Raw genomic sequence first — 22084 nt, forward strand, 5'->3', positions numbered from 1 at the left:
TATGTATGCAAAGTGCGTAAAGTGTAATAATTCTGTCATCCTGTTGAAATAAAAAAAGACTACAGATTTGTAGTCTTTTTTTATTTCAAGAAACTTACGTCGTTTACGTATTATTCAGCTTAGAAGTCAAATGAGGTTTGTAGGTAGAAAGTACGTGGTTGCCCAACATATTTACCGCCAGTCGAATCGGTAGAACGTGTGAAATATTGTTTATCGAACACATTTTTAATACCGCCAGCAATTTTTAAACCGTAGTATTGCTCACCAAAGTCATAGGCTGTACGTACTGCAAAAGTTGAGTAACCTGGAATATCCCCGTACTTACCATCCGAAGATTCTATAATTTGATAAATACCAGACTCTTGGTTTCCTGGTGAATGTTGTTTCGATTGTGCAAACATATCGGCATTGACAGTCCATTGATTCACTTTATAGCCTAAACCCACATTGGCTGTATGACGTGAATAAAATGGAAGATCTTTATCTTTAAAGTTGCCTGCTTCAGCAACAGCCTTCGTGAAGGTGTAATTGCTATATATTTTGAGTCCCTCTAAGGCATCTGCGAGGTAAGCAAAGTCATAAGCCAGACCAAGTTCAATACCTTTATGGCTGGTTGCACCTAAATCGGTCCAATAGCCATTTTGAAGGGCGTCACGTTCTAGAATTAATTCTTTATTAAAGTCTAAATAGAATGCAGTTAATTCTGCATTCAAACCATTACCTAAATATTTTGTACCAATCTCATAGTTATTAGATTTCTCAGGTGAAAGACCATCTAAAGTAGAAATTGCTATACCTGTTTTTGAGTTTGTGGTTGCTAACTGATTGTATTGTTGAGGACCAAAAGATACGCCCGCATTTGCAAATATATTCCAGTTATCAGTGGCTTTATACATAATTGCCAGACTTGGTAACCATTCATCAGATTGAATGGATGGATTTACGGTATTCAGTAAGTTACCAGATTTATAGGCGCTAAAATTATTGTGCGTATCAATAGATTCAAAGCGGACACCAGGGGTAATTACCCAATTGCCTAAATCGAATCGGTTATCAATGTAGAAGGCATGTGCTTTAGTGCCACCTTTACTCGATGTGCGTGCGAGGAATTTCCCTGGTTGAGCATCAATAGCATAATCTGTACGCCCCGCAAACTCAGTACTATCTTCATCCATATAACGATAGCCGATAGTAACTTCACTCTGTGTATTACCAATTGAGTAAGCGCGAGAAAAACGAGGTTCAATTGCAAATACAGAATAATCTCGAGGAGCATTGTCTAAACGTTTGAACGGAGTACCATCCTGACGTTGTTGATTTGTTCCCAAATTACTCGTACGGAATGAATCAATATAATAGGTTAATAATTCAAAATTATTTCGTTCATCTTGATGGGTATAACGCAAAGACACATCTGAACGACGACCTGCAAAATAGCTTTGTGATTGGTTGGATTGATATGGGTTTTCTGCATATTGTTTTGCAGTTAAACCTTCAGGCATTTCTCCACGACCTTCATAATGATGTAAATTTAGCGCTACAGCATCGGCATCTGTAATTTGGTACGCTGTTTTTAACATGACATCATCAATGTCTATTTGATTGTTAGCTTCGCGGTAAGCATTTCCTTTGGTTCCTGAATAAAGTAAAGCAAGCCCTAAACCGTTATCTAGAGTACCACCCATAAATAAACTTGGGCTAAGTTTGGTTTGATCTGTGCCAGAAGTATATTCAGTGGTTAAGCTTACATTGCCTGCAAAATCTTTTGGGATTGCACGCGTAGCAAAGTTGATAATACCGCCCACATTTTGTGGTCCAAAGCGTACGGAACCAGCACCACGAACAACGTCTATAGATTCAATATTGCCTAATGATACAGGAGCAAGTGAAAGTTGAGGTTGACCATAAGGTGCAAATGATAACGGTACTCCATCAAGTAATACGGTTGAGCGAGGGGATAAACGTGAAGTTAAACCACGAACACCAATATTCAAAGAAACGTCACTACCGCCAGTACCATTATTTTCTTGGACTTGGACACCAGGAACTTGTTTAAGTGCATCTTTAATGGATGTTGCCGCAACTTCATCTAAACGTTTACGGTCGATAATCGTGCGTGCCCCCGCATGTTTTTGAACTTTTTCAGCATTAGCATTTTCCAGCCAGTTACCTTCAGCTTGAAGGGTAATAGTCTGTAATGTGTTCACAGAATGATTATCTGAATCTGCTGCGAAAGCTGCTTGTGTAGCAAAACAGGTCAAGGCAAGCTGAATTGCTCGGGTTAGCGGTGATACTTGAGTTGGCTTGTGAATACCAGACTGAATCAAAGGGTTTGACATATTGAACACAGAGATTGCAAATTTAGCGATATTTTATCGAGACTCTCGCAATTATTAAATAATAATAGTTATCATTAATTACTATTATTTTTCAAAATTATGATTAGATTTTGATCTTGAATGTGATGTAAAGTAACAAAAAATAAAAAACCGTGTCTGTGGCACGGTTTTTTTAAGTTAAATCTACTATTATTTAAATTGTACAGTACCGTTTGCATTCACCGTAATTTTAGATTCACCTGCTGCAACTTCAGGCATTGATGCTGCTTCTGCATCGGCAAATTTTGCCATACTGCTACGCATCATAATGGGTTGAGGGTAGTTGTTGCTGGTATTTAAATTTAAATTGACTAAATTATAGCCTGACTTATTCCATGACTGACTCAATAACTGCGCGCGCTGTTGGAAGTTTTTAGAGGCTTCAACCATAAGTTCATTTTCAACTTTTTTACGTTGAGCATCTGAAACAGTAAAGTTGATTGATTGAGTTTGAAAGTTTTGCTGTAACTCATTCACTAACTGACTCGCTGCTTTAAAGTCGGTACTTTCAATTTGAATTTCAGCACGACCACGCCATTCTTTTAATTTGCGACTATCGTTGTCATAAATTGGATAAGTCGTTTGAGACCCTGTTTCGACTTTTACATTTGGGTACTTACGCGAAGTCGCAATCGCCTGATTCATAAGTTGAGTGATTTGGCTTGCCAATTCAGCAGGCTGTTTATTGCTCTTTTCAATATAGAGTACAGCGTGCATTTCGTCATTTGAAACTTGACGTGATGCTTCTGCTTGTACGTTTACTAAATTGTAATTCAAAGCTTCTGTTTGCTGCGCAAAAGCAGTGCTGCTGAATAAACCACCGAGGAGGAGGGAAGAAACTACAAAATGGCGCATAAGAAGTAACCTTTATTTGAATTTTTCAAACTTATTTGATTAAGGTAATGGTATAGGCAGTTCATGGGGAACTTTTGCAGGAATTGTGGTGAGTTTGTAAATTTTTGCATGAAAGCCAAGCTAAAAATATTTAAATTAAATAGTCTTAAATCAAGGGTTTAATTTTATAAAAAACGATAAATAAAATGATCAGGAAATGAAATTTCTAAAAAGTAAAAAAAATCGTATTTTCTTTCACTTGTCACAATGTAAGATGATAATGAAAGGGCTGGTTAGGTGTACAGTTTATTTCAAAAAATTAGGGCGTATATTTGCTAAAAGTTGTTTATTTTCCTGAAAAATTCGGTATCATGCCGCTCCTAGTTATTTAATTAAATACTGTCTAACTAGATTCTATAAAGCACCGAGTCAAAGGACCGCAAGTCACCAGACTTATTTCTTTCAACCCATATCAGAGATGGTAATTCGATATGAGCGTTTCTTCTGTAAACCCTGCCACTAATTCTACTAACGAATACTATTTGACTCGCCAAAGTCAGATGGAATCCAATGTTCGTAGCTATCCACGTAAATTACCGTTAGCGATAGCAAAAGCATTAGGTTGCTGGGTTACCGATGTTGAAGGTACAGAGTACCTTGATTGTTTAGCTGGGGCAGGAACATTGGCATTAGGCCATAATCATCCTGCGGTCGTTCAAAGTATTCAAGATACACTGACAAGTGGCATTCCATTACATACTTTAGATTTAACTACACCGTTGAAAGATGCTTTCACGGAAGCGTTGCTTTCGTATCTTCCGGGCGGTAAAGAAGAGTACTGTTTACAGTTCTGTGGTCCATCTGGTGCAGATGCGACTGAAGCAGCGATTAAACTTGCGAAGACTTATACAGGTCGTAGCTCAGTAATCAGTTTCTCTGGTGGTTATCATGGTATGACCCACGGTTCTTTGGCAATGACAGGTAACTTGTCTGCTAAAAATGCTGTGAATGGTTTAATGCCAGGCGTACAGTTTATGCCATATCCGCATGAATACCGTTGCCCACTGGGTTTAGGTGGTGAAGCGGGTGTTGATGCGTTAACCTATTTCTTCGAAAACTTCATTGAAGATGTAGAAAGCGGTGTCACTAAGCCAGCAGCAGTTATTCTTGAAGCGATTCAAGGTGAAGGCGGTGTTGTGACAGCACCAACCAAATGGTTGAAAAAAATCCGTGAAGTGACTGAAAAGCACAACATTGTATTAATTCTTGACGAAGTTCAAGCGGGCTTTGCTCGTTCAGGTAAAATGTTTGCCTATGAACATGCAGGCATTGAGCCAGATGTAGTTGTAATGTCAAAAGCTGTTGGTGGTGGTTTACCACTTGCGGTGCTAGGTATTAAACGTAAGTTTGATGCATGGCAACCAGCGGGTCACACGGGTACTTTCCGTGGTAACCAGTTGGCAATGGGTACTGGCTTGGTCGTATTAAAAACGATTACTGAGCAGAACTTAGCGCAAAATGCACAAGAGCGTGGCGATTTCTTACAAGCAGAATTGAAAAAATTAGCGCAAGAATTCCCATGTATTGGTAACGTTCGTGGCCGTGGCTTAATGATCGGTGTTGAAATCGTTGATGAGCGTAAACCAGCTGACCATATGGGTTCTTTACCAGCAGACGGTCAATTGGCAGCAGCAATCCAAGCGGCATGTTTTGATAACAAACTTTTGTTAGAAAAAGGTGGTCGTAACGGTACAGTGATTCGTTTACTTTGCCCATTAATCATTACGCAAGAAGAGTGTGTAGAAGTAATTGCTCGCTTTAAGAAAGCAATTGCTGAAGCGCTTATTGCAGTGCGAGGCGCTCAATAATGGTTGATTTTGCAGAACACCGTAAAGCGTTACTCTGCAATGATGCCCAATCCATTGCTGACTATGAGTCAGCAATGGAGCAAGCTACCAAAGCGGTAGCGGCATGGTTGCAAAATGACAAAATGTACACAGGCGGCAGCATCAAAGAATTACGTGATGCGATTGCTTTTAACCCAACTAAAGAAGGTTTAGGTGTACAAAAGTCATTGGATCGTATGGTTGAGCTTTTCTTAAATAAAAGCTTAAAAGTACATCACCCTCATTCTTTAGCACATTTGCATTGCCCAACCATGGTTGCAAGCCAAATTGCTGAAGTTTTGATTAATGCAACCAACCAATCTATGGACTCATGGGATCAAAGCCCAGCGGGTTCTTTGATGGAAGTTCAATTGATTGATTGGCTTCGTCAAAAAGTCGGTTATGGTGCAGGTCAAGCAGGTGTATTCACTTCTGGTGGTACACAGTCTAACTTGATGGGTGTACTCCTTGCGCGTGATGCTTGCATCTCGAAAAACTGGAAAGACGAAAACGGTAATCCGTGGTCTGTACAGCGCGATGGTATTCCAGCAGAAGCTATGAAAAACGTTAAAGTCATTTGTTCTGAAAATGCACATTTCTCTGTGCAAAAGAACATGGCAATGATGGGCATGGGCTTCCAATCAGTGGTCACTGTTCCTGTGAATGAAAATGCACAGATGGATGTAGATGCTCTCGAAAAAACCATGGAGCATTTACAGTCAGAAGGCAAAATCGTGGCGTGTGTGGTTGCAACTGCGGGCACAACCGATGCGGGCGCAATTGACCCATTGAAGAAAATTCGTGAAATCACTAACAAGTTTGGTGCGTGGATGCATATCGATGCGGCATGGGGTGGTGCACTAATTTTATCGAATGATTATCGTTCGATGTTGGATGGGATTGAGTTATCTGACTCGATTACGCTTGATTTCCATAAGCACTATTTCCAAACCATTTCTTGTGGTGCATTCTTGCTTAAAGATGAAGCGAACTATCGTTTCATGCACTACGAAGCTGAATATTTGAACTCAGCCTATGATGAAGAACATGGTGTTCCGAACCTAGTATCGAAATCTTTACAAACAACTCGTCGTTTTGATGCGTTGAAATTGTGGATGACTGTAGAAGCTTTAGGTGAAGAGCTTTATGGTTCTATGATCGATCACGGTATTAAATTGACACGTGATGTTGCCGATTATATTAAAGCAACTGATGGTCTTGAGCTTTTGGTTGAGCCACAATTTGCCTCTGTTTTATTCCGTGTTGTACCAGCAGGCTACCCAGTAGAATTGTTGGATACATTGAATCAAAACGTTGCAGATGAATTGTTTGCGCGTGGTGAAGCGAATATTGGTGTAACTAAAGTAGGTCAAGTGCAATCATTGAAAATGACGACACTGAGCCCTGTTGCAACATTAGAAAACGTACAGAACTTGCTGTCTCTTGTTCTTGCAGAAGCAGATCGTATTAAAGGTCCTATTCAAGCAGGCACATATACACCAGCGATTGACTAATCGTCATGTTGTTCAAAAAGCCTGGAAAATTCCAGGCTTTTTTATTTGTTATATAGGAAAAATGTTTAAGCTAAATGCACAGGATGATAGTTGTGACTTTTTGATTTAAGTAAAAAGTGATTCTGTTCCTTAATTTTTTTCAAAACAATGTAAGACTTAATGTGCCCAATAAAAGAATAGGTTAATAAGCGTTCTGTCACAAAATGGGAAAGTTGCTCTAAGTTTTCAGCGACCACTTTTAGAATAAAATCTGCATCGCCACTAATCGAAAAAGCATCCTGAATATTGTCTTCCGCTTCGATGAGTTCTTGAAAGGCTTGTTGAGAAGATGCTTCATGTGTTCTTAAGTTAATATGAATCATGGCAGTCACTTCCATGCCTAAAGCCTGCTGCTGTATGCGGGCAGTATAGCCCAAAATAATGCCTTTTTGCTCCAGTAGTTGTCGTCTTCTCGAACACTGTGATGCAGATAAACCAATTAAATCGCCAATTTCCTGATTGGTGAGCCGTCCATTTTTTTGTAGTGCTTGAATGATTTGCCAGTCGAACTTATCCATGCATAAAATCCTTTTGTGATACACAAATCTTGTATTTTTATTAAAATTCGGTTTCATTATGCACGAAATTTACGGCGTAGATGAAATATTATTTTTCTATGGAATAAAAAATGGTCTCAAAGGATATCGAGCAATGTTCATAGAAATTGGTGAATTTTTAAATCTTCGTTTAAAACAAATGGGTATACAGCATCTTTTTGGTGTACCTGGTGATTTCAATCTTTCTTATTTAGAACAAGTTGAAGCAGATGCTCAGCTAGAATTTATTGGCAACTGTAATGAGTTAAATGCGGCTTATGCAGCAGATGGCTATGCACGAATTAACGGTTTTGCAGCATTGGCAACTACATATGGCGTTGGTGATCTAAGTGCAATTAACGGCATTGCAGGAGCCTATGCGGAAAATGTGCCGATGGTACATATTTCAGGTATCCCTCCTTTACATGTGGTTCAAAAAGGCATTCTGGTTCACCATACATTGATCGATGGTAACTATGACAATATTATGAATTGCATGAAAGAATTTACTGTGGCGCAAACACGTTTAACACCTGCCAATGCAGCTTTTGAAATTGATCGTGTTTTACGTCAGTGTTTTCTAGAGCGTCGTCCAGTACATATTCAGCTAGCATCGGACATTACCCATGTAAAAATCGAAGTGGATGAGCGTCCACTCGATCTCAGTTATCCATCGGTTGAACCTGATTTACTAAGTAGCGTAGTCGATCAACTGTGTGGCATTTTGGCAAAAGCAAAAAGCCCAGCATTGTTGATTGACAATGAAGCTGCTGTTTTTGGGGTAACCTCTCTATTACATGATTTATCTAACAAGTGCTCGATTCCATTTGCTGGTATGAATACAGCAAAAAATATCATGGATGAGGGCTCACCGCATTATATCGGAACTTATGTGGGTGGGGCGAGTCAACCGCACGTAAAAAATGTGATTGAACAGTCGGACTGTTTAATTGGGGTGGGTGTTCGCTTTACTGATGTAGGTTCAGCCGTATTTACGCATCAAATTGCGACTGAAAATTATATTGAAATTAAGCCTTATGGTTTGAATATTTTTGGTCAGGATGTACCGGGTATTGAAATTGGCCAATTGTTGGTTGAATTAAATAAAAAAGTCGCAGCGCGTAAAACTCCACACAATATTGTGACTCAGTGCTCTACACAAAAAAAGCCTGAAGTTAATGAGCAGCAGAAACTCAGTCAAGAATTACTGTGGAATGCTATCGCAGGTTTCTTTAAGGATGATGATGTCATTATTGGAGAGGTTGGAACTTCAAACTCTGCACTATCGGGTTTAAAGTTACCTGCCACAGCAAAATATATTTCTCAGCCACTTTGGGGTTCTATCGGTTATACATTGCCCGCTTTACTCGGAAGTTTGTTGGCTGCGCCTGAGCGTCGACAAATTTTGTTTATTGGAGACGGTTCATTTCAGTTAACTGTACAAGAACTCTCGACCATTATTCGTCATGGTCTCAAGCCAATAATTTTCTTGTTGAACAATGGTGGCTATACCATCGAGCGTTTAATTATGGGTGAAAATGCGGCTTATAACGATATTCAAAACTGGAACTATGCACAAATTCCAGCAGTGTTTAATGGAAGTAAGGCTTATCAATCACATGTGGTTGAAACAGTTGGGCAACTGCAACAGGTTTTGGATAACGTGCAGCAACAGGATGGACTGACTTTTGTGGAATTAAAACTCCCTGCCATGGATGCTCCTTTAAGTTTGAAAAAATTTGCCAACGTGATTGCACGATTTGACTATGGTGATCGTGGCTATGAAATTTTAACTCAGCGTTCAAATACGCTGGAATGTAAAAATGTAAGCTCGTTCTAAGCTGGAGACCGCAGCGTCTTTTTAAAAATGGAATTAAATTAAAGCATATTAAGTCCGAAGATTAATTATAGGTCTTCGGTCTAGTGCTGAATAAAGGTGTACAGGACGTTACACTTACAACGGAGAAAATGTATGGATGAAAATAATCAGCATGCTTTGAAACAAGGCTTGTCGAATCGGCATATTCAATTGATTGCCTTAGGTGGCGCAATAGGTACAGGGCTATTTTTAGGACTTTCACAAACCATTAAACTGGCAGGGCCTTCTATTTTGTTGGGCTATGCTATAGCAGGGATTATTGCATTTTTAATTATGCGTCAGTTGGGTGAGATGGTGGTCGAAGAACCCGTCAGTGGCTCATTTAGTCATTTCGCCAACAAGTATTGGGGCAAAATGGCTGGATTTATGTCTGGTTGGAATTATTGGGTGTTGTATGTGCTAGTCAGCATGGCTGAATTAAGTGCAATCGGTACATTTGTTCAGTTTTGGTGGCCTGAAATTCCAACGTGGCTCACCGCTTTATTTTTCTTCATTTTAATGAATGGCATTAACTTGGTGAATGTCCGCTTTTTTGGCGAATCAGAATTTATATTTTCTTTTATTAAGATTATTGCGATTTTGAGCATGATTGGCTTTGGGGCTTATTTACTGTTTTCGGGTTCAGCAGGGCCACAGGCTGGTATTGCAAATTTATGGCAGCATGGTGGATTTTTCCCACATGGTATGCATGGTTTTGTCATGGCATTGGCAGTCATTATGTTTGCTTTTGGTGGTTTAGAGTTGATTGGAATTGCCGCAGCAGAAACTAAGCAGCCAGAAACGACTATTCCTAAAGCAGTTAATCAAATTGTCTACCGAATTTTGATTTTCTATATTGGTGCAATTGGTATTTTGCTGTGCCTTTATCCTTGGAATATGGTGGCAGAAGGTGGTAGTCCATTCGTTTTAATTTTCCAGTCACTCAACAGTAATGGTGTTGCTAATGTTCTAAACTTTGTTGTGTTGATTGCCGCAATTTCTGTCTATAACAGTTGTATTTACTGTAATACTCGTATGTTGCATGGCTTGGCAGAGCAGGGTAATGCACCTGCAATATTGAAAAAAATTAACAGTCGCGGTATTCCAGTACCTGCTGCAATTGTATCGGCATCAATCACAGCAGTTTGTGTCTTGGTGAATTATTTGATTCCTGGGCAAGCTTTCCAGCTCTTTATGATGTTGGTGGTTGCTGCATTGGTGATTAACTGGCTCATGATTTCGGTAACACATTTGAAATTTAGTAAAGCCATGAAACTGCAAGGACGTCAGACCAAGTTTCAAAGTATTTTAAGTCCATGGACCAACTATTTGACCATTGCATTTGTTTGTATGATTCTGATTATTATGGCGCTTACACCAGATATGCGTTTGGCTGTGATTTTAGGTCCCATCTGGATGGCAGCTTTAGCGATCACATATGTGCTCAAATATCGTAAAAAAATATTGGTAATGCCAGAAGCACAGTCCAATTAAAGTTTTAAAAGTTATACATTTAGGGTTACCCGACTAACGTGAGGTAGCCCTTTTTGTATTTAAGAATGACTGAGTAGAGTAAGTGTAGGTATTCGAGATAGGTAAAAAATTCTTAGATTCTTAAATTCATGCTTTAAAACTGTTTAATTAGGTAGGAAAGGCTGAATTGGGTAAGAGGGTATTAAGATAACGGACACACTTTAAAGCATGTAAAAATGACATCAAGATGAATTGTTACACTTTACAGCTAGTAATTAAAACATAAAAATAAGAATATAATTTATGTTACATATTGAATCTAAAAGAATTTTAAATAAATCATCATTCAAGCTCCAAATATCATAAAAGCGTCATATTGCTGTAACTTATTTGTCATATTTTAAAATCAAAATGCATATATCGAAAAAAGTACAAAACTGAATAAAAAAGTGACGTACTTCAAATTGCACACATTAAGAGAGATGAGTATGCGCTTAAACCACATCGCACTTGCATTGGCAGTAACAGGGGCAGCTGTAGCAACAACTGCAAATGCAGCACGTGACACAATTCAAATCGCTGGTTCTTCAACAGTATTGCCATATGCAAGTATTGTAGCTGAAGAATTTGGTAATACATTTCCGCAATATAAAACTCCAGTTGTGGGTTCTGGTGGTACTTCAGGCGGTTTAAAACAGTTCTGTGCAGGTGTAGGTGACAATACGATTGATGTGGCAAATGCATCACGTAAAATTAAAGATACAGAATTAGCTGCTTGTAAAAAAGCAGGCGTAAACAAAATTCACGAAATCAAAATTGGTTATGACGGTATTGTTTTTGCGTCAAACTCACACAAAGCAGCATACAAGTTAAAGCCTTACCATGTATTTGCAGCTTTAGCTGAAAAATTACCATCAAATGGTAAGTTAGTTCCAAACCCATATACACGTTGGAACCAAATTGACAAAACACTTCCAAACGAACCAATCACTCTTGTAATTCCTGCTACAAACCACGGTACACGTGAAGTGTTCCAAGAGAAAATGGTTGAAGCTGGTTGTGAATCTTACGATTACTTCAAGAAGTTAGATAAAGATGCTCAGAAGAAAGCATGTTCAGCTTTCCGTAAAGACGGCAAAGTCATTGAAATTGCAGGCGACTACACTGAAACATTGGCTCGCTTGAAAACTTCTCCAAGTGCAGTAGGTGTGTTTGGTTTAGGCTTCTATGATCAAAACCGTGACAAGTTACGTGTAGCGACAGTGAACAACGTTGCGCCATCTGAGAAGACAATTCTGAATGGCTCTTACCCTGTTTCACGTCCATTGTTCTTCTACGTGAAAGGTGAGCACCTTCAATCAATCAAAGGCTTACAACAATACACGGAATATTTCTTAAACAAGAAAGTTTCAGGTAAAGGTTCTAAGTTAGAAAAGGCAGGCTTGATTTCTATGTCAGACAAAGAGCGTGCAAAAATTCTTGCTGACTTTAAAGCAGGCAAAGCGGTTAAGTAATTCAGTGAAATAGGCAAATGGTGGGATCTCCCACCATTGGCTTTTTGTACATAGTGAGTTTTTTCAAAGAATGAAAATTGAAAAAACGGTGGAGAATACATGAATCTGCTACTTATAGGCGTGTTACTGGCCATAATTGCGATCGCTTACCAAATTGGTCTCGCAAAAAGTCGTAACTTAGCAGGTAAGGGAAATAACTCAGCAATGTTGCATTCACGCCCAGGATATTATGGGGCATTGGTTGCGTTGTGGTGTGGTATCCCTGCTTTTTTAATTTTGATTGTTTGGAATATCGTTGAACCCAATATTTTGCGTCACATTGTCATGAACAATGTTCCTGCAAATGTATTAAGTGGTTTAGATGCTGCGGGTGTTGAAGTACTTCTAGATCGTGTACAGGCAATTGCATCAGGTTTTGGGGTAAGTGATCAAGCTGCGCCATATGAAATCGCGGCTGCACAACAATTGGCAAAGGTTGAAAGTATTGGTTCTTTTGCAAAATTAGCTGTGGTGATTTGTGCTGCCTTAGTCGGTTTAGTCTGGGCAAAAAAACGTGTACAAGGACAATACCGAGCACGAAACCAAGTTGAAAAAATCATCAATATTGGTTTGGCGTTGTGTTCGGGCGTGGCAATTCTGACAACCGTCGGTATTGTGATGTCGATGTTTACTGAAGCCATGCATTTCTTCCGTTTTGTCAGCCCAATGGATTTCTTCTTTGGTACTGAATGGAACCCAGGTTTTAGTACTTCAGGCAATGCGGAAGGCAGTTATGGTCTGCTCCCATTAATTTGGGGAACCTTGATGGTTAGTGGTATTGCACTACTGGTTGCAGTACCTTTAGGTCTCATGATTGCCATTTACTTGGCTGAATATGCTTCTTCAGGCTTCCGTTCTTGGGCAAAGCCAGCTATTGAAGTTCTCGCAGGTATTCCAACCATTGTTTATGGTGTATTTGCGATGATGATCATTGGTCCATTCTTTAGAATGCTCGGTGAACAAGTCGGCGTGAACATCAATGCGACCAGTGCGTTGACGGCTGGATTCGTGATGGGCATCATGATTATTCCATTCGTATCTTCACTTTCAGACGACATTATCACTCAGGTACCTCGTGCATTACGCGATGGTTCTTTGGGTTTAGGTGCAACCAAGTCTGAAACAATCCGAAAAGTAGTTTTGCCAGCAGCTTTACCTGGGATTACAGGGGCTTTCTTACTGGCAGTATCTCGTGCTGTTGGTGAAACCATGATTGTGGTTTTAGCCGCAGGTAATAGTCCATTACTTCATGCAAACCCACTCGAAGCAGTATCAACCGTAACAGTGACGATTGTGAAGCAATTAACAGGGGATACAGATTTTGCCAGCCCTCAAGCATTGGTTGCTTTTGCATTGGGTCTGACCTTATTTGTGATTACTTTGGGTCTGAACATTATTGCACTTTACATCGTGCGTAAATATCGCGAGCAATACGAATGAGCACATCGAATTCTTCTTCTATGGGTCAAACATTTGACTCGCAATCGGCTGCTGAATTGCGCGAAAAACGTAAAAAGATTATTGAAAACTCATTATCTAAACGTCACCGCAAGGAAAAAATCTTTCGTGGATTTGGCTTTGCAGCAGTAATCTCTGGCTTATTCTTCGTGGTTTTACTGTTTGGCAGTATTTTGGCGAAAGGTTTGCCTGCCTTCTGGCAAACCAGTATGTCAGTTCCAGTGTATTTTGACCCAACGATTGTGAATGCGGGTGCTAAACCTGTACAGCGTGTAGGAGAGTCTCCAGCACAGTTTCAAGAGCGTTATGTGGCTTGGCAAACCGAAATGGGAATGGTTGACTGGGATGCACTGATTGTGAATGGTCTGATTAAAAAAGATCCGTCACTGGCAGCTCAACGTGATGAACTTACCAGTATTTATACTGATTCAGAATCGTACCGTTTACGTGATATGGTGTTGGCTGATCCAACGTTGATTGGTAAAACAGAAGATATTAAGTTGTTAACCGATGCCAATGTCGATGTATGGTTGGCGGGGAACATTGACCGTAGTCTTCCTGATGAGCAACAGCAATTAAGCCCTGAAGTTCGTCAGTTGGCTGATTCTATGGAAGCGAAAGGTGTAATTGAAAATACCTTTAACACCAATATTTTCACCAATCCAGATTCACGTAGTGCGCCAGCAACATCAGGTTTAGCAGGTGCATTTATGGGCTCGCTGTTCATGATGTTGATTGTGATTTTTATCTCAATTCCAATTGGGGTGGCATCAGCAATCTATCTTGAAGAATTTGCGCCCAAAAATATCGTTACCGATATTATTGAAGTGAACATTAACAACCTTGCAGCCGTTCCTTCGATTGTATTCGGTTTGTTGGGTGCAGCAATATTTATTGGCTGGATGCAGTTACCATTGTCTGCGCCATTGGTTGGTGGTTTGGTATTAAGTTTAATGACTTTGCCAACGGTAATTATTACCACACGCGCATCTTTAAAAGCAGTTCCGCCATCCATTCGCCAAGCTGCATTAGGTTTGGGTGCATCGCGCATTCAAACTGTATTCCATCATGTGCTTCCTTTAGCACTCCCAGGGATCATGACAGGTTCAATCATCGGTGTTGCACATGCACTGGGTGAAACTGCACCACTACTATTAATTGGAATGAGTGCCTTTGTTGCCAGTATTCCAAGTACACCATTAGATCAAGCCACAGCATTACCTGTACAAGTTTATTTATGGCAGGGTAATGAGTTGCGTAACTTCTTTGAAGGACGTACTGCGGCAGCCATTATCGTACTTCTTGCATTAATGATTGGATTAAACAGTCTTGCAATTTGGTTACGTAAGAAATTTGAAGTCCGCTGGTAATTGAGGGCAATATATGAATACCGTTGTAAATAACTCTTTAGAGCAGGACAAGTCAGTGAATCCACAACAGACTCAATTTACATCTCCTGAAGCTGATTCAAAGCGTCAAACGTCGTTTATTTCGCAGTTTGATACGCAAGCGTCTGCAAAAAAAGAAAATGAAACTGCCAAAGTAAAACTCAGTACTTCTGATGTTCATGTTTATTATGGCGATGCTGAAGCCATTAAAGGGATTGATTTAGAAATTTATCAAAATGAAGTGATTGCCTTTATTGGTCCTTCAGGTTGCGGTAAATCGACTTTTTTACGTACCTTAAACCGCATGAATGACACCATTGATTCATGCCGTGTGACGGGTAAAGTCTTGTTAGATAATCAGGACATTTATGATCCAAATCTAGATGTGGTGTTACTGCGTGCGCAAGTAGGTATGGTCTTCCAAAAGCCAAATCCATTTCCAAAGTCTATTTTTGACAATGTTGCGTATGGTCCAAAACTACACGGTTTGGCACGTGATAAATACGACTTGGAAGAAATTGTTGAAAACAGTTTGCGTAAAGCAGGTCTTTGGGATGAAGTTAAAGACCGTCTGAATCAACCAGGGACAGGTTTATCAGGTGGTCAGCAACAACGTTTATGTATTGCACGTACCATTGCAGTGAGTCCAGAAGTGATTTTGATGGATGAACCATGTTCTGCACTCGATCCAATTGCGACCGCAAAAGTGGAAGAACTAATTTCCGAGCTTTCAACACAGTACACTATTGCAATCGTGACACACTCAATGCAACAAGCGGCACGTGTTTCAGACCGTACAGCTTACTTCCACTTGGGTGATTTGATTGAAGTGAACTCGACAGAAAAAGTGTTCACGCAACCTGATCATCAGCTTACTGAAGCATATATTACAGGTCGTTTTGGTTAATCAGATCTACTTGTATCTAACCGCAAATTTTAATTTGCGGTTTTTTTTACCTGCAAAATTTTTCCTGATTTAAGTTAGAAAGGCCAATAATTACAAGGCAATTTTTATCCCAATATTATTGCAAAAACGATATTGAATTTTCACTATAAAAGCCCCATCTTATACTCAATGTAAACAAAATTGAGAATTACTTACATATGTTATTTCAATTGCCGAAGTTGCCTGCGGAAATACGAGTTAGTCACTTAAATGCACGCGTAAATGAACAAAGAAAAAAAATTGCGCAAACGACTGCTTCAAAATTAGAGCTTTTACAATTGACACAACAATTGGCCAAAGAAGCACGCGCGCGTAAAAAGAACAATCAAAAAATCTATGTATTGGACTTTAAAGGTGATACCGCAGCATCTGCTGTAGATAATATTCGTGAAGAAATCACTCTTATTTTAGCGACTGCTAAGGCAGGTCGTGACCGTGTTGTTGTTCGTTTAGAAAGCCCTGGTGGTATGGTACATGGTTATGGCCTAGCTGCTGCACAGTTAGTGCGTTTACGTGATGCAGGTTTTCATTTAACCATTTGTGTCGATAAAGTTGCAGCGAGCGGCGGTTACATGATGGCATGCATTGCCAGTGAGATTATTGCTGCACCATTTGCGGTGGTTGGTTCTATCGGTGTGGTTGCTCAAGTACCCAACTTTAACCGTTTGCTGAAAGAACATCATGTTGATTTTGAGTTGTACACAGCAGGACAATTTAAACGCACAGTGACTATGTTTGGTGAAAATACCCCTGAAGGTAAAGCAAAATTTGAAGAAGAGTTGCAACAAACCCATGAGTTATTTAAGCACTTTGTCGAAAAATACCGTCCACAGTTAAATGTTGAAAAGGTAGCGACAGGTGAACATTGGTATGGGCGTGATGCGCTAGATTTGAATTTGGTCGATAAACTACAGACTTCAGATGAATACCTATTGAGCTTGTTACCACAACATGACGTTTATGTGATTCAAACTCGTCGTAAACCAACTTTAGGTGAAAAAATTGGCTTACAGGCAGCACAAATTGCAGACCAATTGGTTCCAACTGTGATGCATAAAGTAATGGAAAGTCTAAGTAAGGCAAATGCGAATTTGGTGCAAATGCGCGATCCTAAGCTTTAATTTTAATGCATAAAATGATGAAATTTTAAAATGCCCTTTATGGGCATTTTTTTCTGCTGAATTTTAATTTTCAAATCAACTTGTATTGGTATGAAGCGTTTATTAATTCACAATGAGAAGTTGTGATATGAATCGCACCATCACAATAACCCCAAATGCTAAGATTGACTGAGTGCTTCTTTAACTTACAGTTATTTGGCAGTTGCTCATCTTTCGAATTATCCGAATCGTATTTTTGTCCTGTGTAATACTTATTTTTTAGATGTGGAATTTGCGGTAAGGGCAGGATAGATTAAGTACAAAATGCCATAAATTAAAGAACCTATTGTCGCTAACAGCATGTCCATATGAGCATCCCAGATATCGCCTTGTTGACCGTTATAGTTTTCAGCATCTTCTGGAGAAAGTTGAATGGCAATTAACCATTCGACCCATTCATAAATCAGGCTGGTTGCCATCACAAACTGGATCACTAAAAGGAAAAGTACATAAGGTTTGAGACTAGGTAACCAAACTTGAAACACACGATAGAAAAAAGGATAGAGGAGCAGTCCATAGACCAAATGTACCCATCGATCGTACATATTGCGTGTCCAGCCCATGGTTTGATTTAAATCAAAATGAAAAACTTGCTGGAACCATTCATTATAGGGCACATAGGAATATAAATAATGGGCACCGATAATATGAATGAATAGGAAACCCAAGTACAGGCTAAAAGTAAGAAAACTCAGTCCGATCTTTTTCATCATAATGAACAGAACAATAAGCATAAAAATTGTTCCTGCTTGATGAAGTAAATATGATTCGAATTCTAGGGGATGAATACTGGTAATTAAAATTGTAGTGGCAATGAACGCTAAGCAAAGCCAGTGTTTTAAAGTCAGTTGGTATTCAATCATGTTTTTATGTTCATATCTGTTAAATAGCAGGGCACAAAAAAGCGAAGCCTAAGCTTCGCTTTTTAAATTAACAGCAAATTAGATTTTAGCAATTAAATCTTTAATTTGTTTTGCTTGTTCAGCAGCATTACCTGTGTAACTTGCAGGTGTCATTTCAGCTAAACGTGCACGATCGGCTGCTGGTACAGCTTCAAGTTCATTTCCATTGACAAAGTCAACCATCATCTCACGTGTCATAGCTTGACCGCGTGTAAGGGCTTTCAATTTTTCGTATGGCTTTTCTACGTTATAACGACGCATAACCGTTTGAATTGGTTCAGCAAGTACTTCTTGAGCGTTGTCTAGGTCTTCAAGAATACGCGCAGCATTCAGTTCAAGTTTGCCAATACCTTTTAAGCATGCTTCAAATGCGATTAAGCTTTGAGCAAAACCAACACCCATGTTACGAAGAACAGTTGAGTCTGTAAGGTCACGCTGCCAGCGAGAGATTGGTAATTTTTCACCTAGGTGCGCCAATACAGCATTCGCAAGACCTAAGTTACCTTCAGAGTTTTCGAAGTCAATTGGATTCACTTTGTGTGGCATCGTTGAAGAACCGACTTCACCATCTTTAAGTTTTTGTTTGAAGAAACCTAAAGAAATATAACCCCATACATCGCGGTTAAAATCGATCAAAATCGTATTGTAACGACGTAAAGCATCAAAAAGTTCCGCCATGTAGTCATGTGGTTCAATTTGCGTGGTGTACGGGTTAAAGTCTAAACCTAAAGATTCGACAAATGCTTGGGAATGTGCAGGCCAGTTAATGTTTGGGTAAGCTGATAAATGTGCATTGTAGTTACCCACAGCGCCATTAATTTTGCCCAGTAATTCCACATTTTGGAATTGCTTAATTTGGCGCGCTAAACGGTAAGCTACGTTTGCCATTTCTTTACCCAAAGTTGTTGGGCTTGCAGTTTGACCGTGTGTACGAGAAAGCATTGGTTGTTCAGCGTGTTTCTCAGCCAATACCACAATTGCATCAATAATTTGTTGCATAGAAGCAACCAATACATCACGACCATTTTTCAACATTAATGCATGAGACAAGTTGTTGATGTCTTCAGATGTACATGCAAAGTGAATAAATTCACCCGCATTTTTAAGTTCATCAATATTGGCAATTTTTTCTTTTAAGAAATATTCAACCGCTTTTACGTCATGGTTGGTTGTACGTTCAATTTCTTTAATGCGGTTTGCATCTTCTTCAGAAAATTGAGCAACGATAGCATCTAAAGCTGCATTTGTTTCAGCCGTAAATGCTGGAACTTCAACAATTTCAGGGTGGTTCGCAAGCGCTTGCAACCAGCGCACTTCAACAGTCACACGAGCATGGATTAAACCAAACTCAGAGAGGAAAGGACGCAAAGCATCACATTTGCTAGCGTAACGTCCATCTAATGGAGAAAGTGCAGTTAAAGCGTTCATGGTGATTCCTTAAACTTTGGAATAAAACGTAAAACGAAAATTTCGTACAGCATTAGGTTAAACCACCTGATACTGTAAACGAGCGAGATCTTGAATATCTTGAAGCAATTTACGTTTGCTAAAAATCATGCTCCAAGAGCTTCCTCCAAGCTGACGCCACAAATGTGCCATTTGTAGACCGGTAAAGAGGGCAGCACGAATTCGATTGGTGTGCGCTGTATCCTTAAATGCTTCTGCATTGCCACGTACCATAATCCGAGGATTAATTTGTCCTGCGGTATCGACATAGGTTTGGGCTAAGTTTGCAAGAATGCTCGGATGCGTATAATTATTGTCGAAAAAAGAGAGTTGTTTCAGAATCTTTTGCTGTGATTTTTCAATAATTTCTACAAACTTTGGATTGCTATACACCTTCTTTTCTAATTGTAATAATGCCATAGCATAGGACATCGGAAGCTTAGCATTTGAAAGTTTAGGTAAGCGAGATTTTGGTGCAGGATTAAATGGCTGGGTAATACTACTTTCTAAGGTTTTTAAACCAAGCGAAATATCAGCGAGTTGGTTGAAAAAGTCCAAGGTTTGGCAGGATTGATTGGAGGTCGGACGAATATTTAGGCTGGCTTTAATGAGCTGCTCTAAATAGAAATTCCCGCTATCTCCGATGCTCTGTCGCCCAGAAATAGCGGTCATATGGGTGAGTTGTGTTGCCTGAAACACAGCCGCAAGCGCCAATGCACGATTTTGACGTTGACTTAAAGTTTGAGGCTGTTGAAACGGTAACTCAACCATACCGAACAATCCTTTTATGCAATAAAATCTGGCTTAGGCGCATTGGTATGATGAATGACACCACCACCTAAACAAATATCATCTAAATAAAACACGACACTCTGACCTGGAGTAACAGCACGTTGTGATTCATCAAATTCAACCCGAACACCGTTTGGCATCGTGTCATCTTTATATAATACGCAAGCTTGGTCAGGTTGGCGATAACGGGTCTTAGCTGTACAGCGGAAACCCGTAGCAGGGATGTCTTGTTCACCTGCAACCCAGTCAATCGCTTCACTCCAAAGCATCGTACTTTGCATTAATGGGTGATCATGACCTTGACCGACGACAAGGCGGTTATGTTCAATATCTTTGTGTAAGACGAACCAAGCACCTTCTTCAGCACCTTTCATACCGCCAATGCCAATGCCACCACGCTGACCGAGCGTATAGTACATTAAGCCGTGATGATCACCAACCTCTTTCCCATTATCCAGCACAATTTTTCCAGGTTGAGCAGGCAGGTATTGTTTCAAGAAGTCATTAAATCGACGTTCTCCAATAAAACAAATGCCAGTTGAGTCTTTTTTCTTCGCAGTGACTAAACCTAGTTCTTCTGCAATGCGGCGAACTTCGGGTTTTTCAATTTCACCGACAGGGAACAAGGTTTTATTAATTTCACGACCATGTACGGCATGTAAAAAATAAGTTTGATCTTTGTTTTGATCTAAACCGCGCAGTAAAGGCGCATATTCTTCACCACGAGAGTTGGTTATGGTTTCCCCGCGGCGGCAATAATGACCTGTAGCAATAAAGTCTGCGCCTAAATTCACTGCATGGTCGAGGAAAGCACGAAATTTAATTTCTTTATTGCATAGAATGTCAGGGTTTGGGGTACGACCTGCTGCATATTCAGCAAGGAAGTGTTCAAATACACGATCCCAATATTCCATCGCAAAATTTGCGGTATGTAATTTAATTCCAATTTTATCGCAAACAGCTTGTGCATCGGCAAGGTCTTCCATTGCCGTACAGTATTCCGTGCCGTCATCTTCTTCCCAGTTCTTCATGAAAAGTCCTTCAACTTGATATCCTTGTTGAAGAAGAAGTGCTGCAGATACAGAAGAGTCTACACCACCAGACATACCGACGATGACACGTTGTTGCATAGGATTAAGCATCCAGATTTGAGATAAGAGGAGAGTTTTGATGCTCATAAACGAGCGATAAAGGGTATTTTTGCCCAGCGAGAGCATCTTTGACCGCTTTAATGACTAAAGGGCTACGTGCGCGAGCAGTTTCTTGAAGTTCATCTAGGGTCATCCATTTTGGACCAACAATACCTTGATCGAGTTCAGCTTCAGGAAAATACTCTAGAACATGTGCTAAAAAACAAAATCTAAAATAAGTACGATCAGGGAACATAGGCGGAGTGTAAGTATAAATGCCTAGTAGAGCATCTACTTCAACCGCATGACCTGTTTCTTCCATGGTTTCACGAACCGCTGCTTGAATAATACTTTCACCGCATTCAACATGCCCAGCGGGTTGGTTAAACACCGTATGTGTAATACCTTCGCTGTATTCTTCGACAAACAAAAACTTTCCGTCTTTTTCAACGACAGTAGCTACAGTGACATGAGCTGCCCAAGCGGTCATAAAAAAGTACCATGGAATAAAAGGAGTATTCTACAAAATTTAGAAGGCGGTGGCTATGTTGACAGGCAGTTTTCTTCGGGGGAATCAATCCTCTGTTGTTTTGGTCATTCAGTTTTATTTCTTAAGCTCCCACTAACTTGTGAAATGGTATTAGGGTATTGTGTTATTTTTAAAAGATCTAACGATATATCAAGCCTAATTACGCTTTGAATTGACAGTTTTTGTTTAGATCTGCTGTTCTACAGAGAAATCTATGATATGTTGGTTTAGTTCTAATTTTAATCACATCAAAAATGAAAAA

The 22084-nt window shown here is 39.7% G+C and carries 17 protein-coding genes; 9 read left to right on the top strand and 8 right to left on the bottom strand.

Annotation, left to right across the window (positions count from 1 at the left end; genetic code table 11):
* Positions 1-119 precede the first annotated feature (119 nt).
* Positions 120-2339: a TonB-dependent receptor family protein gene (locus tag F4W09_RS01585; RefSeq protein ID WP_151503791.1), complete on the bottom strand. Its 2220-nt coding sequence runs from the start codon at positions 2337-2339 to the stop codon at positions 120-122.
* A 189-nt stretch (positions 2340-2528) separates the two neighbouring features.
* Positions 2529-3233, bottom strand: a complete 705-nt coding sequence (locus F4W09_RS01590; RefSeq protein ID WP_044740256.1) for an SIMPL domain-containing protein — start codon at positions 3231-3233, stop codon at positions 2529-2531.
* 470 nt (positions 3234-3703) lie between these two features.
* On the opposite strand from F4W09_RS01590, the gene F4W09_RS01595 reads away from it, so the two are divergent.
* Positions 3704-5080 carry a diaminobutyrate--2-oxoglutarate transaminase gene (locus tag F4W09_RS01595; RefSeq protein ID WP_016166812.1) on the top strand — a complete coding sequence of 459 codons (1377 nt, stop codon included), beginning with the start codon at positions 3704-3706 and terminating at the stop codon, positions 5078-5080.
* Positions 5080-6612: a pyridoxal phosphate-dependent decarboxylase family protein gene (locus F4W09_RS01600; RefSeq protein ID WP_016166811.1), complete on the top strand. Its 1533-nt coding sequence runs from the start codon at positions 5080-5082 to the stop codon at positions 6610-6612. The genes F4W09_RS01595 and F4W09_RS01600 overlap by 1 nt, the downstream gene beginning before the upstream one ends.
* Before the next feature lie 65 nt (positions 6613-6677).
* Here F4W09_RS01600 and F4W09_RS01605 read toward each other — a convergent pair whose 3' ends face one another.
* Positions 6678-7169 carry an Lrp/AsnC family transcriptional regulator gene (locus F4W09_RS01605; protein WP_016166810.1) on the bottom strand — a complete coding sequence of 164 codons (492 nt, stop codon included), beginning with the start codon at positions 7167-7169 and terminating at the stop codon, positions 6678-6680.
* Positions 7170-7302: 133 nt separating this feature from the next.
* Here F4W09_RS01605 and F4W09_RS01610 point away from each other — a divergent pair, with 133 nt between their 5' ends.
* From F4W09_RS01610 to sohB, 7 genes are all read left to right on the top strand, one after another.
* Entirely contained in the window at positions 7303-9027 is a 1725-nt protein-coding gene (locus tag F4W09_RS01610) for an alpha-keto acid decarboxylase family protein (RefSeq protein WP_151503792.1), read from the top strand.
* Positions 9028-9159: 132 nt separating this feature from the next.
* A complete protein-coding gene (locus F4W09_RS01615; protein WP_151503793.1) occupies positions 9160-10539 on the top strand; it encodes an amino acid permease in 1380 nt (459 codons plus the stop codon).
* A 467-nt stretch (positions 10540-11006) separates the two neighbouring features.
* Positions 11007-12032 (top strand): substrate-binding domain-containing protein, encoded by a 1026-nt coding sequence (locus tag F4W09_RS01620; protein ID WP_016166807.1) that lies wholly within the window; start codon positions 11007-11009, stop codon positions 12030-12032.
* Between the two features lie 99 nt (positions 12033-12131).
* Entirely contained in the window at positions 12132-13511 is a 1380-nt protein-coding gene (gene pstC, locus F4W09_RS01625) for a phosphate ABC transporter permease subunit PstC (protein ID WP_016166806.1), read from the top strand.
* Entirely contained in the window at positions 13508-14899 is a 1392-nt protein-coding gene (gene pstA, locus F4W09_RS01630) for a phosphate ABC transporter permease PstA (RefSeq protein ID WP_151503794.1), read from the top strand. Before pstC ends, pstA begins: the two co-directional genes overlap by 4 nt.
* Before the next feature lie 13 nt (positions 14900-14912).
* Positions 14913-15824: a phosphate ABC transporter ATP-binding protein PstB gene (pstB, locus tag F4W09_RS01635; RefSeq protein ID WP_016166804.1), complete on the top strand. Its 912-nt coding sequence runs from the start codon at positions 14913-14915 to the stop codon at positions 15822-15824.
* Between the two features lie 197 nt (positions 15825-16021).
* The gene (sohB, locus tag F4W09_RS01640) at positions 16022-16984 is read left to right on the top strand and encodes a protease SohB (protein WP_016166803.1); all 963 of its coding nucleotides are present in this window, start codon (positions 16022-16024) and stop codon (positions 16982-16984) included.
* Positions 16985-17235: 251 nt separating this feature from the next.
* On the opposite strand, the gene F4W09_RS01645 is transcribed toward sohB, so the two are convergent.
* The 5 genes from F4W09_RS01645 to F4W09_RS01665 form a co-directional block, all read right to left on the bottom strand.
* Entirely contained in the window at positions 17236-17886 is a 651-nt protein-coding gene (locus F4W09_RS01645) for a DUF2238 domain-containing protein (protein ID WP_151503795.1), read from the bottom strand.
* A gap of 78 nt (positions 17887-17964) precedes the next feature.
* Positions 17965-19353 (bottom strand): adenylosuccinate lyase, encoded by a 1389-nt coding sequence (purB, locus tag F4W09_RS01650; protein ID WP_151503796.1) that lies wholly within the window; start codon positions 19351-19353, stop codon positions 17965-17967.
* A gap of 57 nt (positions 19354-19410) precedes the next feature.
* On the bottom strand, positions 19411-20142 hold the full coding sequence (gene hflD / locus F4W09_RS01655; RefSeq protein ID WP_016166800.1) for a high frequency lysogenization protein HflD: 732 nt from the start codon (positions 20140-20142) through the stop codon (positions 19411-19413).
* Positions 20143-20156: 14 nt separating this feature from the next.
* Complete coding sequence (mnmA, locus tag F4W09_RS01660; protein ID WP_151503797.1) at positions 20157-21293, bottom strand: tRNA 2-thiouridine(34) synthase MnmA; 1137 nt, start codon at positions 21291-21293, stop codon at positions 20157-20159.
* Between the two features lie 4 nt (positions 21294-21297).
* A complete protein-coding gene (locus tag F4W09_RS01665; protein ID WP_151503798.1) occupies positions 21298-21783 on the bottom strand; it encodes an NUDIX hydrolase in 486 nt (161 codons plus the stop codon).
* Positions 21784-22084: the final 301 nt, after the last annotated feature.

This window comes from Acinetobacter tandoii (assembly GCF_008867985.1).
Lineage (GTDB): Bacteria > Pseudomonadota > Gammaproteobacteria > Pseudomonadales > Moraxellaceae > Acinetobacter > Acinetobacter tandoii.